The 13,882-nt window shown below is 75.3% G+C and carries 13 protein-coding genes; 6 read left to right on the forward strand and 7 right to left on the reverse strand.

Features of this window, described 5'->3' with window-relative positions; genetic code table 11:
- Positions 1–1,057 (forward strand): NAD-dependent epimerase/dehydratase family protein (locus ACFXPX_RS40915; RefSeq protein ID WP_380644879.1); only part of this gene is annotated, 1,057 nt, incomplete at its 5' end.
- 146 nt (positions 1,058–1,203) lie between these two features.
- Here the strand turns inward: ACFXPX_RS40915 and ACFXPX_RS40920 are convergent.
- The 4 genes from ACFXPX_RS40920 to ACFXPX_RS40935 all read right to left on the reverse strand — a co-directional run bounded on the left by ACFXPX_RS40920 (position 1,204) and on the right by ACFXPX_RS40935 (position 5,857).
- Positions 1,204–1,677: a hypothetical protein gene (locus ACFXPX_RS40920; protein WP_380644880.1), complete on the reverse strand. Its 474-nt coding sequence runs from the start codon at positions 1,675–1,677 to the stop codon at positions 1,204–1,206.
- A 25-nt stretch (positions 1,678–1,702) separates the two neighbouring features.
- On the reverse strand, positions 1,703–3,133 hold the full coding sequence (locus tag ACFXPX_RS40925; protein ID WP_380644881.1) for a VWA-like domain-containing protein: 1,431 nt from the start codon (positions 3,131–3,133) through the stop codon (positions 1,703–1,705).
- On the reverse strand, positions 3,130–4,383 hold the full coding sequence (locus ACFXPX_RS40930; RefSeq protein WP_380644882.1) for an AAA family ATPase: 1,254 nt from the start codon (positions 4,381–4,383) through the stop codon (positions 3,130–3,132). Before ACFXPX_RS40930 ends, ACFXPX_RS40925 begins: the two co-directional genes overlap by 4 nt.
- A 109-nt stretch (positions 4,384–4,492) precedes the next feature.
- A complete protein-coding gene (locus tag ACFXPX_RS40935) occupies positions 4,493–5,857 on the reverse strand; it encodes a hypothetical protein (protein WP_380644883.1) in 1,365 nt (454 codons plus the stop codon).
- A gap of 424 nt (positions 5,858–6,281) precedes the next feature.
- On the opposite strand from ACFXPX_RS40935, the gene ACFXPX_RS40940 reads away from it, so the two are divergent.
- From ACFXPX_RS40940 to ACFXPX_RS40950, 3 genes are all read left to right on the forward strand, one after another.
- Positions 6,282–6,794, forward strand: a complete 513-nt coding sequence (locus ACFXPX_RS40940) for a DUF1772 domain-containing protein (protein WP_380532664.1) — start codon at positions 6,282–6,284, stop codon at positions 6,792–6,794.
- 150 nt (positions 6,795–6,944) lie between these two features.
- Positions 6,945–7,703, forward strand: a complete 759-nt coding sequence (locus tag ACFXPX_RS40945; protein ID WP_380644884.1) for a polysaccharide deacetylase family protein — start codon at positions 6,945–6,947, stop codon at positions 7,701–7,703.
- A gap of 359 nt (positions 7,704–8,062) precedes the next feature.
- The gene (locus tag ACFXPX_RS40950) at positions 8,063–8,818 is read left to right on the forward strand and encodes a DUF1062 domain-containing protein (RefSeq protein WP_380594928.1); all 756 of its coding nucleotides are present in this window, start codon (positions 8,063–8,065) and stop codon (positions 8,816–8,818) included.
- A gap of 89 nt (positions 8,819–8,907) precedes the next feature.
- Here ACFXPX_RS40950 and ACFXPX_RS40955 read toward each other — a convergent pair whose 3' ends face one another.
- Positions 8,908–9,402 carry a DUF1772 domain-containing protein gene (locus ACFXPX_RS40955; RefSeq protein WP_380594930.1) on the reverse strand — a complete coding sequence of 165 codons (495 nt, stop codon included), beginning with the start codon at positions 9,400–9,402 and terminating at the stop codon, positions 8,908–8,910.
- A 271-nt stretch (positions 9,403–9,673) separates the two neighbouring features.
- Between ACFXPX_RS40955 and ACFXPX_RS40960 the strand changes: the two genes are divergently transcribed.
- Together ACFXPX_RS40960 and ACFXPX_RS40965 are read left to right on the forward strand one after the other, a co-directional pair.
- Positions 9,674–10,816: a GDSL-type esterase/lipase family protein gene (locus ACFXPX_RS40960; protein WP_380644885.1), complete on the forward strand. Its 1,143-nt coding sequence runs from the start codon at positions 9,674–9,676 to the stop codon at positions 10,814–10,816.
- 72 nt (positions 10,817–10,888) lie between these two features.
- Entirely contained in the window at positions 10,889–11,752 is an 864-nt protein-coding gene (locus ACFXPX_RS40965; RefSeq protein ID WP_380594934.1) for an LLM class flavin-dependent oxidoreductase, read from the forward strand.
- A gap of 42 nt (positions 11,753–11,794) precedes the next feature.
- On the opposite strand, the gene ACFXPX_RS40970 is transcribed toward ACFXPX_RS40965, so the two are convergent.
- Together ACFXPX_RS40970 and ACFXPX_RS40975 are read right to left on the reverse strand one after the other, a co-directional pair.
- Positions 11,795–12,916 carry an NADAR family protein gene (locus ACFXPX_RS40970; RefSeq protein ID WP_380644886.1) on the reverse strand — a complete coding sequence of 374 codons (1,122 nt, stop codon included), beginning with the start codon at positions 12,914–12,916 and terminating at the stop codon, positions 11,795–11,797.
- Between the two features lie 142 nt (positions 12,917–13,058).
- Positions 13,059–13,712 carry a GNAT family N-acetyltransferase gene (locus tag ACFXPX_RS40975; RefSeq protein WP_380644887.1) on the reverse strand — a complete coding sequence of 218 codons (654 nt, stop codon included), beginning with the start codon at positions 13,710–13,712 and terminating at the stop codon, positions 13,059–13,061.
- Between the last annotated feature and the right edge of the window lie 170 nt (positions 13,713–13,882).

Genomic DNA, 13,882 nt, shown 5'->3' on the forward strand with positions numbered 1-13,882 from the left:
GCTCTGGCTGCTGCTGCTCACCATCACCCTCGCCTCGCTGGCCGCCGCCCTCACCGGACCGGTCGCCTTCGTCGCCCTCGCCGCCCTGCTCGCCGCCCGCGAGGAGGAACGCCGCGCCGCCCTCACCCGCGTCGACGGCCTCCACAGCACCGAGCCGCGCACCGGCACCGTGCTGCTCACCGGCGCCACCGGCGGCGTCGGCGCCGCCGTGCTCCAGGAACTGATGGCCCAGGGGCGGCCGGTACGCGTCCTGGTCCGCCCCGAGTCGGCCCACCTGCCGGCCCTGCACGGCGCCGAGATCGCCGAGGGCGACCTCGCCGACCTCGACAGCCTCCAGCGCGCCGTCAAGGGCGTGGACGCCGTCATCCACTCCGCCTGCACCTTCACCGACCACGAGGTCGACACGGCCGCCATGCGCGCCCTGCTGGACGGCTGGTCCGGCGGCCCGTTCGTCTTCGTCAGCAGCATCGACGCCTACGGGCGCCCGCCCGGCACCGAGGTCGCCGAGGGAGGCCCCAGCGGCGCACCCGTCACCGCCTACGGGCAGGCCAAGCTCGACTGCGAGCGGATGCTGTTCGAGACCGCCGAGGCCACCGGCCACGGCCCGGCCACCGTGGTGCGCGCCCCCATCGTCTGGGGCCCGCACCACCGCCTGCGCGACCAGCTCCGCTGGGGCTCCACCGGCGACCTCTACCAGGCCGCCCTGGCCGGCCGCCCGATCGCCCTGCCGGCCGCCGCCGACGGCGAGCCGCAGGAGTGGCACGGCGCCGCCTGGGTGCACTCCGCCGCCCTGGCCCGCGCCCTCGCCGCCTGTGCCCTGCCCGACGGCCCCGCCGCCGGCCGGATCGTCAACGCGATCACCGGGCACGTCTCCTGGGCGGAGTTCGGCACCGAGCTGATCCGGCTGCTCGGCTCGGACAGCGTCCTGGACCTGCGCCCCGACGCCGACCCCGAGCTGCGCCGCCCGTGGCACTACCGGGCGGAGACCCTCGCGGCCGCGCTCCAGCCGGAGCCGGGCGAGGACTGGCGCAGCGTGCTGGCGGCCATGGTGGGCTGACGGCGCCCCCGTCAGGCGGCGCTCGGTCCCCGGATTCTCCCCGGGGCCGGGCGCCGTCCGGCATCAGCTCCGGTACCGGCGGTCGCCGGCCCTCGGCGCGGCGCCCTGCACCAGTGGGGGCCGACCGCCCCTCGCCGGTCGGTGGCTCAGCGCCGCCGCAGTCGGGCCGTGGCCGCGTTGCGGATCTGCCGGGTCCGGCCGCGCTCGGCGAGGAGGCCGAGCGCGGGGCCGGTCGGGGCCGTCTCGGCGGTGCGCAGCTGGAGCCGGTCGGAGGCGGCGAGCAGCTGCTCCGCCTCCCACGGCTCGCCGAGGGTGACCGCCCGCAGCAGCGCCCACTCGTGCAGGCGCCGTACGGCGAAGCCGTCGGCCGCGGCGGCTCCGGCCAGCTCCCGGTGCCAGGCCGGGAACCCCGGGTCCGTCAGCAGTTCCGCCGCGCGGCGGTCCAGGTACTCGACCACCGCGCCGCTCGCCATCGCCCGGTCGGGGTCGGTGAGCACCTGCGCCACCAGCGCGGCCGCGTCCGGCGGTGCCACCTCGGCGAGTGCCCGGCGGTGGTGCGCGAGGCGCACGTGTTCGTCCGGGTGGTGCTGCGGGGGAGCGGCCCCCTCCTCGTCGTGCACGGGGACCTCCTGTCGTCGTGCCCCGTCAGCCGATGTCGACCACCCGGGCCCAGCTCGGCGGTGCGTCCGGCCGGTACTCGCCGTTGTTCTCGTCGTACCGGGCCGGGCGCCGGAACCGGCCCACCACCGTACGGCACGAGGGCGCGACCGCCGGCCAGGGCGTCTGCCCGTCCGTCAGCACCACGACGACGTCCGGCTGCGGCCTGGTCCGTAGTGCCGCCGCGAAGCCCGTCCGCAGGTCCGTCCCGCCGCCGCCGACCAGCGGGATGCCCGCCGCGCGGCAGAGCGCGCCGACGGACTGGGGGGCCGCGTCGCAGGACAGCACCGTGACCAGGTCGTGCCGGCCGCCGACCGCCCGGCCGATCGCCGCGACCTCCAGCAGCGCACCGCCCAGCTCCCGGTCCGAGACCGACCCCGAGGTGTCGATCACCACCGACACCCGGGGCGGGCGCCGCCGCAGGCTCGGCAGCACCACGCCCGGCAGCGAGACCGAGCGGCGGGCCGGACGGCCGTAGCTGTAGTCCCCGCCCGCGCCCGGCCCGGAGACCGCCGAGCGCAGCGCCGCGCCCAGCAGTTGGCGCCACGGCTGCGGCGGGTGGAACGCCTCCTCGGCCCAGCGCCGCCAGCCCGCCGGGGCATCCCCGGGGCGGCCCCGGATGCCCTCGGCGACCCGGAAGCGGACCGCGTCCTGTTCCTGGGCGGTCAGCCCGTGGGCGCCGTCCGGGCCCAGCTCCCACGGGCGGTCCACGCCGTCGGCGCCGCTGCCGCAGTCCAGCCAGGCCAGGTTCAGCCGGCGCAGGTCGAAGCGGAAGCCGCGGACGTAGTCCTCCATCAGCCTCCCCTCCGGCAGGTCGAGGCGGCTCGGCGTCAGCGCGCCCGCGGGCGTGACCAGGCCGTCGCCGAAGGCGTCGTCGTTGATCTCGCAGTCTGCGGCGATGTTCATCCGCAGCCGGTCCGCGGGTCCGGTCAGCCCGAGGCTGCGGGCCAGGCGGTCGCTGCGCCCGTGGTGGTCGCGCAGCAGGTGCGAGACCTCGTGGACCCAGATCGAGGCGAGGTCCTCCACCGCGGTGCGTTCGACGAAGGCGGGGGAGGCGTAGCAGCGCCAGTGGCGGTCCACGCCCATGGTCGGCACCCGGCGGTCCTCCACCAGGTGGAGGGCGAACAGCGCGGTCGCCAGGTAGGGGCGGGCCCGGGCGGCCTGGAGCCGGGCGGCGTACAGCTTGTCGAGGTCCAGCGGGCGCGGGTCCGCCGACGCGGACACCGGGGTCCGCACCGGTAGGGACCCCGGGGCGGTCACCGGTACGGCCAGTGGGCGGGCGGTGAGCGGTCTGCCGTGCCTGCGGACGTCCAGCGGTGTGGCGGCGGGCCGGGCGCTCCAGCCGGTGTCCGGCGGGGTGGTGCCCTTCGGTGTGCTGCCCCCAGGTGCGCTCGCCCCGGGCGTGCGGCGGGTGCTCATCGGCCGGCCGTCACGTCGGCCCGGGCGGCCGTCCGGACGGCCGCCCGGTCGGCCCGCCGGGACAGCGCCACCGTCGAGGCGAGGTGCTCGATCGCCGCCGGGACCTCCCAGTCCTCCCGGCGCAGCGAGGCCAGCGTGGTGGCCGGGACGACCAGGACGTCCGGCGCGCCGGTCGCCATCGCCCGTACCAGCAGCGCCCAGGCCGCGTCCCAGCGTGCCCGCTCCGGCCGGTTGCGCACCGCGGCCACCACCCCGTCCAGCACCACCTGGCGCAGATCCCCGCGTTCGGGCAGCACGGCGGCTGCCGGGTCGGCGAGCAGAAGCTCCGGGTCCGGCAGGTCCATCCGGTCCATGCTGGCCATCAGTTCCAGCCCCGGCCCGTCCCCGACCGTGCCCCGGACCAGTAGCGACAGCACCTCCCGGGAGGAGCCGGCCGCGGTGGCGAAGGCGATCAGCCGCAGCGTCATGTCCCAGCTGCGCGGGGACGGCCAGGCGCCGCCGCGCCGGGTCTCGCTGGTGGGCAGCCGGTGCACCAACTCCGGCCTGACCGTGAGCAGTTCGCAGACCGCCCGGCGGGCGAACCCGACCGCCGCGGACAGTTCCGCCGGATCCAGCTCCGGCAGGGTGGCGACCGGCCACACCCCGCCGAGGCCGCGCACCACCACCTCGTGGTCGTGCACCCACTGGAGGTGGACGAACCGGTTCGCCAGCGGCGCGCTCAGCTCCCACCCGTCGGCCGCCGAGGAGCGTGGGTTCGCCGCCGCCACGATCCGTACGCCCGGCGGCAGTTGGAGCGAACCGATGCGCCGCTCCAGGACCAGCCGGAGCAGCGCCGCCTGGACGGCGGGCGGCGCGGTCGACAACTCGTCCAGGAACAGCAGCCCGTGCCCGGCCCGGACCAGGCGCACCGCCCAGTCCGGCGGGGCCAGCGGGATGCCCTGCTGCGCGGGGTCGTCGCCGACGACCGGCAGCCCGGAGAAGTCCGAGGGCTCGTGGACGCTGGCGATGACGGTGGTCAGCGGCAGGTCCAGGGCCTCGGCGAGCTGGTTGAGGGCGGCGGTCTTGCCGATGCCGGGCTCGCCCCAGAGCAGCACGGGCAGGTCCGCGGCCACCGCCAGGGTGAGCGCCTCCAGTTGGTCGTCCGGGCGGGGTTCGGTGCGGGTGTCGGCGAGCAGGTCGAGGAGTCGGCGGGCGACGTCGAGCCGGGCGAGGGCGGGCGTGGTCACGGGCATGGGCATGGTCATGGGCATGGGTGATCACCTTGGGGGGTCGGAAGTCAGTGGGTCGTTCGGCATGCGCGGCATGCACGGGGTGCACGGCATGCACGGGGTGCGCAGGTCGTGTGCGGTCGAGCGGTGGTCAGCGAGTGGTGGTGGCGATCCGCGGCGGACGGGGGAACGGGTAACCGCCGCGCAGGTGGCTGGGCCTGCCGAACCGGTAGAGCGCGTAGGAGGTCCTGCCGGCCACGGCCTTGGCCCGCCCGTCGACGGTCAGGCCGGAGCGGTAGAGGCCGTAGGCGACCCGGCGTTCGGCGGTCGCCGCGAGCTCGTCCCGCAGGGGGCCGTCGCGCAGTGACGCCTGTCGGCCGAGCAGGTCCTCCACCACGGCGAGGGCCCCGGCGGTGTCGCCGTGGTTCAACCGCTCCCGTACGTCGTCCAGTTCGGCCGGATCGCGGTGCGCCTGGTCGATGGCGCGCAGGCAGGGCAGCGGGGTGCCGGACAGCGCGGCCAGCAGTTCCTCGCGGCGCAGCTGGTCCGGGTCGTGGTCGAGTGCGGTCAGCACCCCGTCGACCACGGCGATCCGGTGCCGGGCGCCGCGGCACTCCACCAGCCGTTGTCCGGCGGGTGGTCGGTCCTGCCGCCCCGGTCGGTGGCCGGGCGCCAGTGCGGCCGCGACCAGGGGGTGCAGCCGGCCGGCGTCGAGCTCCCCGCTGTGCAGCAGGTCGAGGTCGGGCGGTACCCAGGTCGCCGCGTCGGGCAGCAGGGGCAGGGCCCGGAGGTCCCCGACGGCCGCGCCGATGCGGCCGTCGGGGGCGAGCACCAGCCGTTCACCGCGCCCGAGCCGGACCGCGACGGGCCCGGGCGGGAGCCCCTCGGCGCGCAGCAGCAGCTCGGCCTCGGCGGCCCAGCGGTCGACCGCCCGGCGCAGCCTGTGCGGCCCGACTCCGTTGCCCGGTGGGCAGGTTGGCGGACACGAGCCGGCCCTCGTCGCCAACTCACCGCTGCGGCCCGCGTCCCACAGGTGCCGGTGCAGGTCGAGCCGGTAGCGGCGGCTGGGGCGCGGATGGGGGTGCGGGGCCGGGCCGGGATCCGAACCGTCCCAGAGCGCCAGGCTGATCCGCTGCCCGTACTCCGCCCAGGCGGGCGGTGTCCGGACGACGAGGTGCACCGGCCGTTCGCCCGGGTAGCGGGCGAGCGGCACGGTCAGCCCGGCGCGCAGCAGTCCGGCGGGGGCGGTACGCGGCAGGTGCCAGCGCAGCAGGTCCGGCGCCAGGCGGCGCAGGTCCTCGCGGACCCGTTCGGCCAGGGTGTGCCCGTGGGCGTGCGCGACGTCCCGCAGGCGGAAGTCGACCTCGACGTTGGCGGCGGCGCAGGCCCCGGCCCAGTCACCGGCGAGTCGGCGCGCGGTGGCGGTTTCGATCATGGAGGGCGGCACGGCGTACTCGCGTACGCGCCGCCAGAAGGAGAAGCGGGAGGCATCCTCGTTCGCGGTGTGAGTGAGCATCAGCACTCACCTTGGGCGAACGGGACCTCCGATCCGAGAGCAGCGAAAGTGTTCATCGCCGGGGAGCATAGCGCCCGCCGTCGCCGCCGCGCCACCGCTTTCCGCCGCGGTTTCGTCGCGGTCGTCGCGGTCTCGCCGTGAGAGCGGTCCTTCCGCTGCGCGCCCGCTGGGTGTGCTCAAGGACCGCTGGAGGACGGGTCGAGGGCGGTGGTCGGCGGCGGCCGCGCCGTGCTCTGGTGGACGCCGGAGGAGGTACGGCCCCGGGCCCCGGGGCCGGCCCGTGCCGTGGACGCTCACGCATGCGCCTGGGCGCCAGGGGAGAACCGAAGGATGACCGATGCGCTCCAGCCAGACCTCAACTCCCGATCACCGCAACGCTCCAGGGGCCTTCGACGGCCCCAGTCGAGGAGGTGCCCCGCCGGTGGTGCCCGCTGACCGTGGCAGGGCCGCCGGTCCGGTCCTGGTGGGTGCCACCCTCGCGATGGGCCTGATGGCCGGGCTGTTCTTCGCCTTCGACGTGGCGGTGATGCCGGGCCTGGCGGCCGGTGACGACCGGACGTACGTGACGGCGATGCAGCACATCAACACGTCGATCGAGAACGGCGTGTTCGGCCTGGTCTTCGTCGGCGCCTTCGTCGCGACGGGTGTCGCGGCCTGGCTCCAGCACCGGGCGGGCCGGCGGCGGGCGGCGCTCTGGGCGGCCGGGGCGACCCTGCTGTACGGGGTGGCGCTGATGGTCACCATGGGTGTCAACATCCCGCTGAACAACGACCTGGCGGCGGTCGGTGATCCGTCCCGGATCCTCGACCTCGCGGCGGTGCGGGCGAAGTTCGAGGGGACGTGGGTCACGGCCAACGTGTGCCGCACGGTGCTCTGCACGGCGGGGCTGCTGGCGCTCGGCCGGGCGCTCGTCCTGCACGGGCGCGGCGCGCGCTGACCCCGGGCGCTCCCGGCGCGGCGTGCGCGCGGTCAACCCGCCGTCCGGCTGGCCGATTTCGTCCCCTTTCGTGCTCGGGCCGGTCGCGGTGCCGGCGGTCGGCGGCGCAGACTGGTCGGTACACGGCAGTTCCGACACCAGGGGGCAGGCATGGCCTTACGAGCTCTTGGGCGCAGCGGAGTTGGGCGACGGAAGGGTGGACGGCTCCGGGAGGCGGTCGGCGCGCTCGCCGTCGCCGCGCTGGCGGCGGGTGCGGTGCTCGGGGGCCCCGTCGGCACCGCGGACGCTGCTGGGCCGGCGGGGCTCGCCGGTCCCGCAGGGCTCGCCGGTCCGGCCGGGAGCAAGGGCGGCGCCAAGGTCGTCTACCTCACCTTCGACGACGGCCCCAGCCCCGCCTACACCCCGAGGATCCTCTCGATCCTCGACCGCTACGGCGTCCGCGCGACCTTCTTCGAGCTCGGCGAGAACGTCGCCGCCCACCCCTCGCTCACCGCCCAGGTCGCCCGGCAGGGCCACAGCGTGCAGAACCACTCCTGGTCGCACCCGGACCTGCGCCGGCTCTCCGGCTCCTCCTTCACCGCCCAGGTCGGCGACACCGACCGGGTCATCCGCGCCCGGACGGGACACACCCCGACGTGCCTGCGCCCGCCGTACGGGGCGGTCAACGGCACGGTGCGCTCCCGGGCGGCGGCGCTCGGCAAGCAGGTCGTGCTCTGGTCGGTGGACCCGGCCGACTGGTCCAGGCCGGGGGCGGCGGCGATCCGGTCGCGGGTGTTGAACAACGTCCGCCCCGGTTCGGTGATCCTGCTCCACGACGGCGGCGGGGACCGCAGTCAGACCGCGGCGGCCCTGCCGACGATCCTGTCCACCCTCAAGGCGCGCGGGTACCGGTTCGCGACCTTCTGCTGACCGGGCCCGACCCCGGCCCCGGCCCGGGGTCGACCGGGGCTGACCAGGCGCGGCCCGGCCCCGACCGGGCCCGCCGGGCCTGCCGGAAAACCGGTTGCCCGCGGGCCGATCCTCGACCACGATCATCCGCATGGACTTTTAACGGCTGCCACGTAGCACCAACGAACCCTGTCGCGCGATCGACCTCGGAGCCTGACGGCTCGGTACCGAGGCGATGACCCGCGCTCACGTGTGCATCCGTTATCCCGGGAGCGCCCGCGATCCGCCCTGCCCTGCCCTGCTCCGGCCTGCCACGGTCGGGGCCGCTGGGGGCGGGGCCCGTGGGGCGCTCCTGCAGAGTCCTGAGAGCAACCACCACCATGAATACCGACCGCAAGGCCCGCTGGGCCGTGCGTCAGTCCGCCCTGCCCACCGTCGTCCGGCCCTGCCCGGACTGCCCCGGCACCCGGCACCGCCCCTCGGGGAAGATCCGCGTCAATGCCAGCGGGAAGCTGCTGGACGTCTGGCTGCTGCTGAGCTGCGCGGGCTGCGACCGGACCTCGAAGGTGCCCGTCCACGAACGCGCCCACGTCTCCTCGCTCGACCCGGCCCGACTGGTGGCCTACGAGACCAACGACGCCGCCGTGGTGCGGGAGTTGGCGACGAGCGCCTCGCTCGCCGCCCGGAACTGCTACCGCCTCGACTGGACCGGCACCTGGGAGCTGGAGGTCCGGACGCCCCTGCACGCGCTCGACGACCCGACGCCGCTCACCGTCCTGGTCGCCTTCGAGCTGCCCGTGCCGGTCCGGGTCGAACGGCTGCTGATGCTCGGGCTCGGCCTCAGCCGCACCGCCGTGCGGCGGATGGTCGAGGACGGGCGGATCCAGCTGCCGCCCGCCCTGACGCCGACGGCCAAGGCGCACCGGGACTTCGCCCTCACCCTCCGGCGGCCCGCCGCGGTCCGGCGTGCCACGTCGGCCGGGGTTGCCGCGCCCGTTCCGGCTGCCACGACTGCGGACCTCGGCCGCGTGGACCTGGGCCGCGTGGACCTGGGCCGAGCGGACCTGAGCAGCCCCCGGGCGGCCTCCCGTACGCCGAGGCGCCGGCCCCTCGTGGCGCGGGTCGCGGGCGGGTAGGGACGAGTACCGCCGCGCCTCCCGTGCGGCCCACCGGCCGGTGTTGCGCCGGTGGGCCGCACGGGAGTCCGGCACGGTCGACGGGCCGCTCAGTGCGGCCCGTCGAGGACCAGCGCCCAGGCGAGACAGCCCAGTGCGGCCGTGCACAGCAGCGCGCGCAGCACGTTGAAGCGCACCCAGCGCGCCTCGAAGCGGGTGCGTACCGCCGTCGGGTCGGTGATCCGCTGCGGCGCCCCGGCCTTCTCCAACGCGTCGTTCAGCGGGATGTTGACCGCACGGGTGACCACGAGCGCCGCCCCGTACAGCACCAGGGCGGCGATCGTGGCGGGCAGCGCGCGGTGACCGTCCGAGGGCAGGTGCAGGGCGACCGCGGCAGCCGTGGTGAGCAGCGCGCCGACGAAGCCGAGCACGAACCAGCCGTTCAGGATCGCCACGTTGACGCGCTGCATGACTTCGATGAACGTCCGGTCCTCGACCCGGGCGAGCGCGGGCATCACCGAGCACGCGTAGGCGTAGAACAGCCCGGCGGTCAGTCCGCAGGTGACGGTGGCCGCCACCAGGACGAGTGTGCGTGCCGTTTCCATGTCCGCAGCCCCTCTGCTCACCCGTGTCGCTCGTGCCGCTTGCGTCGTTCGTGCCGTTCGTGCCGGAGTTCCGGTCCGGTCCGGCCCCGCGGGCCCGATCATCCGGCATCCGGTCCGTTCGGACCAGCTCGACCGCTCAAGACTCCCTCAAGCCGAGAAGCACCGGATCCCTGCTTGCACCTACACAGGCTTCCCATTTGCCTAATTCATCTAGGCAATCCCATACTCATCATAGGAAGCAGAGCTCCACACCGCAGAACGAAGAGACGCCATGATCACCACGCCCGTCACCGAAGCCCTCCTGCACGGCCACCTGGACGTCGAACACACCGGCCGCGGCCTGATCCCGCACCGACTGCCCGCCCGCGCCCGCCGCCAGATCCCCGACGAACAGCTCGCGATGGCCCAGTCCCAGCCCTCCGGCGTCCGGCTCACCTTTCGAACCCGCGCCACCACGCTGGCACTGCACACCGTCCCCACCAAGCGCGCCTACCCCGGCGTGCCCGACCTGCCCGACGGTGTCTACGACCTCCTCGTCGACGGCCGGCAGACCGCCGAGACGACCGTCCCCGGCGGCAACCTGCGCACCATCGACCTCGCCACCGGCCGCACCACCTTCACCGAAGGCCCGCCCGGTACCGCCCACTTCACCGGCCTGCCGGCCCGCGACAAGACCGTCGAGATCTGGCTCCCGCACACCGAGACCACCGAACTCATCGCCCTCGACTCCGACGCGCCCCTCACCCCCGTGGCCGCCGGAACCCGCAACCGCTGGCTGCACCACGGCAGTTCCATCAGCCACGGCTCCAACGCCACCCACCCCACCGGGACCTGGCCCGCCCTCGTGGCCCTCGCCGCCGGCCTCGACCTCACCAACCTCGGCTTCGGCGGCAGCGCCCTGCTCGACCTCTTCACCGCCCGTGCCATCCGCGACACCCCCGCCGACCTGATCAGCCTCAAGCTCGGCATCAACGTGGTCAACGCCGACGCGATGCGCCTGCGCGCCTTCACCCCGGCCGTCCACGGCTTCCTCGACACCATCCGCGACGGCCACCCCACCACCCCCCTCCTGGTCGTCTCCCCGATCCTCTGCCCCGTCCAGGAGCACACCCCCGGCCCGCTCGCCCCCGACTTCACCGGCGGCACCCTCCGCTTCCGCGCCACCGGCGAGCCCGGCCCCGGCCGCCTCACCCTCACCGTGGTCCGCGACGAACTGGCCCGCATCGTCGAAGCCCGGGTCGCGGACGGCGACCCCAACCTCCACTACCTCGACGGCCGCGCCCTGTACGGCGAGCCCGACCACGAGATCCACCCGCACCCCGACGCCGTCCACCCCACCCCCGAGGCCCACCGCCTGATCGCCACCCGCTTCACCGGCCTCGCCCTCACCCCGGGCGGCCCCCTGGCACCCTGACCCCCTGACCCGCCCGACCCCGCCGGTCCGAATTCGATTGCCACGTCGCGGTCGGCCGCGCATCCTGCTGGGATGCGGTTCTCCGTGAACATCCCCAACTTCGGCGACTTCGCCGACCCCCGCAACGTCGCGACCGTGGCCGCCGCCGCCGAACAGGCGGGCTGGGACGGGCTCTTCGTCTGGGACCACGTCCTGCACCGACGGCACCAGGGCCGCCCCTTCGGGGACCCCTGGATGCTGCTGACCGCCGCCGCGCTGGCCACCTCCCGGATCCGACTGGGCACCCTGCTCACCCCGGTCCCTCGCTACCGTCCGCAGCAACTCGCCCGCCAGGTGGCCACCTTGGACCACCTCAGCGGCGGCCGGGCGATCTTCGCCGCAGGCCTGGGCGGCCCGCTCGACGACGAGTACCGCAGCTTCGGCGACCCCGCCGAGCCGCGCGTCCTCGCCGAACGGCTCGACGAGGGGCTGGAGTTGCTGGGCCGCTTCTGGTCCGGCGAGCCGGTGGACCACCACGGCCGGCACTACGAGGTCCGCGACGTGACGCTGGTGCCCGCCACCGTGCAGCAGCCCCGTCCGCCGGTGTGGATCGGCGGCTTCTGGCCGCGCCGCGCGCCCATGCGGCGGGCAGCACGGTGGGACGGCGCGGTGCCGCTCTTCGAGACGGCCCGGCACGGTCACCCGCCGGACGTGACGGAGGTACGGGAGCTGGTCGGCTACGTGTGCGAGCACCGTACGACCGGGGCCGAGCGCCCCTTCGAGTTCGTGCTCGGCGGCGCCACGCCCCTGCACCCGGCCAGGGCCAAGGACGTGGTCGGCCCGCTGCACGACGCCGGCGCCACCTGGTGGGACGAGCGGCAGCTCCAGACCGGCCCCGACCTCGACCGCCTCCCCCCGGTCCTCCGCCGCATCGAGGCGGGGCCGCCGGTCATCTGACCGGTGCCGCCGGAAATCCCCGGAACTCCTCACCCGATCCGGTCACAGCCCGGGGATCCCGGCCCGCCGTGCGTGCAGCTCGGAACGGACGAGTTCGAGGAGACGCCCCGTCCAGTTGCGCCCCTGGCCGGCGTTGTCGCCCCAGAAGGCCGAGTGCAGGTCGTCGTAGACCAGGGTGCCGTCGCCCGTCGCCAGCAGGATCTCGGCCAGCTCGGGATGCTGCTCGTACTTGGCGCGCAGCAGCCGCGTCATGACGGCGGTCCGCAGGTGCTCCCAGCCCTCGCGGCGGGGCGCCCCGGCTGCCACCTTGCGTGCGGCGGAGGCGGTCCCGGCCGTCGCGACCGCGGCCCGGACCTCGGGTTGAGCCACCGACAAGGCCCAGTAGGCGTGGGTGACGGACGGGTAGCCGGTCTCTCCCACCGTGATCGGAGCGGGGTAGTCGTTGCGCAGCCCGAGCCTGCCGGGATCCTCCACCGGCTCGTTCGGGGACAAGCGGCAGAGCCGGACCGCCGGGGCGTGCGACGCCACCGGCCCGTCCGCCGGGACACGGGCGGGCCGCTCGGCACTCCAGGCCGCCCGCCCCTCGAAGTACGCGAGGGCGCGGTCGTAGACCTCCTGCGTGACCGGCGGTTCGCCCGGCAGGTAGGTGCGGCCGCCCGGCCCGGCCACCAGCGCGCGCAGCGGGGCGTCCTTCCGATCCATGTCGCCCAGCACCCGGCACCGCTGCGGGGCCGGCACGGCCATGAACGCCGCCCGGGCCGCGGCCCGGTTCTCCTCGGTCCGGGCGGCGAGGAAGACCTCGACGGCGGCCAGGCACCGGCGGGTCGAGTCGGGCCGCCCGTTCAGCAGGTCGACGGTGTCGCGGACCTCGGCGACCAACTGCTCCGGAGTCCGCCAGCTCCGCGGCCCGCTGAACCTCCACTCCGCCAGCTCGTCCGCGGAGGCCTCCCCACCCTCGGGCAGGCTGGTGGCCACCCACCCGGTGCGCACCTTCTCCTCGAACTCCTCGACGGTGACCAGGCCCCCGCAGTCGATGAGCCCGTCCGCATAGATGAAGAGGTCGATGAGGAAGTGGTGGCCGCCGTTGCGGATGAACACGTGCCGCCAGGTGCCGGGGACGCGGACGCCGTCCACCGTGCGATGGGTGATCCATTTGCCGAACATCCCGAGATTGTCCCCGACCACGGCCCCGGCCCCGACCGCAGCCGCAGCCGGAGTGAGCACCTGGCCGGCCGCGGCTGTCCCACCTGCTCCCGCCCACCCGCACGCCGAGAGGCCGAGCCGTTCGAACCTGCCCCGTGAGCGATCACGCGCCCGCTGACAGTCCGAACATCGACCGGCAGGGCGCCAGCCCGCTGACCGAGACGGGGACTTCGGCATGGGCCTCCCAGCGGTCGCGGGTGAGCCGGAGCCGCCTGTTCGTCACGGGCCCGCCGCGCACCACGTGACGGTCGACGCCGTCGAGCTCATAGCCGTGCTTCCGGGACACGGCGAACGAGGAGGCATTGTGCTCGAAGGCCCCCGATGTCGCCTCCAGCGCGTCCAGGCCGGCGAAGGCCAGGTGCAGGACGGCGGCGCGCATCTCGGTGCCGATCCCTTGCCGCTGGTGGCGCACACCGAGCCAGGAGGCCGTGGTGACCTCCCGCAGGACGGCGAAGTCCCGGGCGGCGATGGTCTGCAGGCCGACGACCCGGCCGTTCTCGAAGACCGCCAGGTTCAGGGCCCAGTCGCCCGGTGACCAGTTCCCCCGGCACAACCAGTGGTGCTGCACCACGGACCGTGCCCGTTCGGCCGGAGGAAGGTCGGTCCACGGCACGAGGAAGGGCATGCGGTCCGGCTGGTGGACGCCCTCTGCGGCCAGGTCGGCCAACTGGGCCAGCTCGCGGTCGGTGGGGAGCCGGAGCTCCAGGCGGGGAGTGGCCAGGCGCAGCCCCAGCAGCGGCCAGTGATCGATCAACATGCGCCATTGTCGAGGACGGCGGCGGCTGCGGTCACCTGGTTTCCGGGGCCCGGAGCGGCGGTGAGGGCTCAGCGGCCCTGCCTGCGGGAACAGGCAGGGCCCGCCTCGTGCCGCTGTGGGTGGCGGTGCGGGGCGGGCCCGTGGTGCGTGGGGTGTGCGGGGTTCAGCTG

The sequence above is a fragment of the Kitasatospora sp. NPDC059146 genome (genome assembly GCF_042786665.1).
Classification (GTDB): Bacteria; Actinomycetota; Actinomycetes; order Streptomycetales; family Streptomycetaceae; genus Kitasatospora.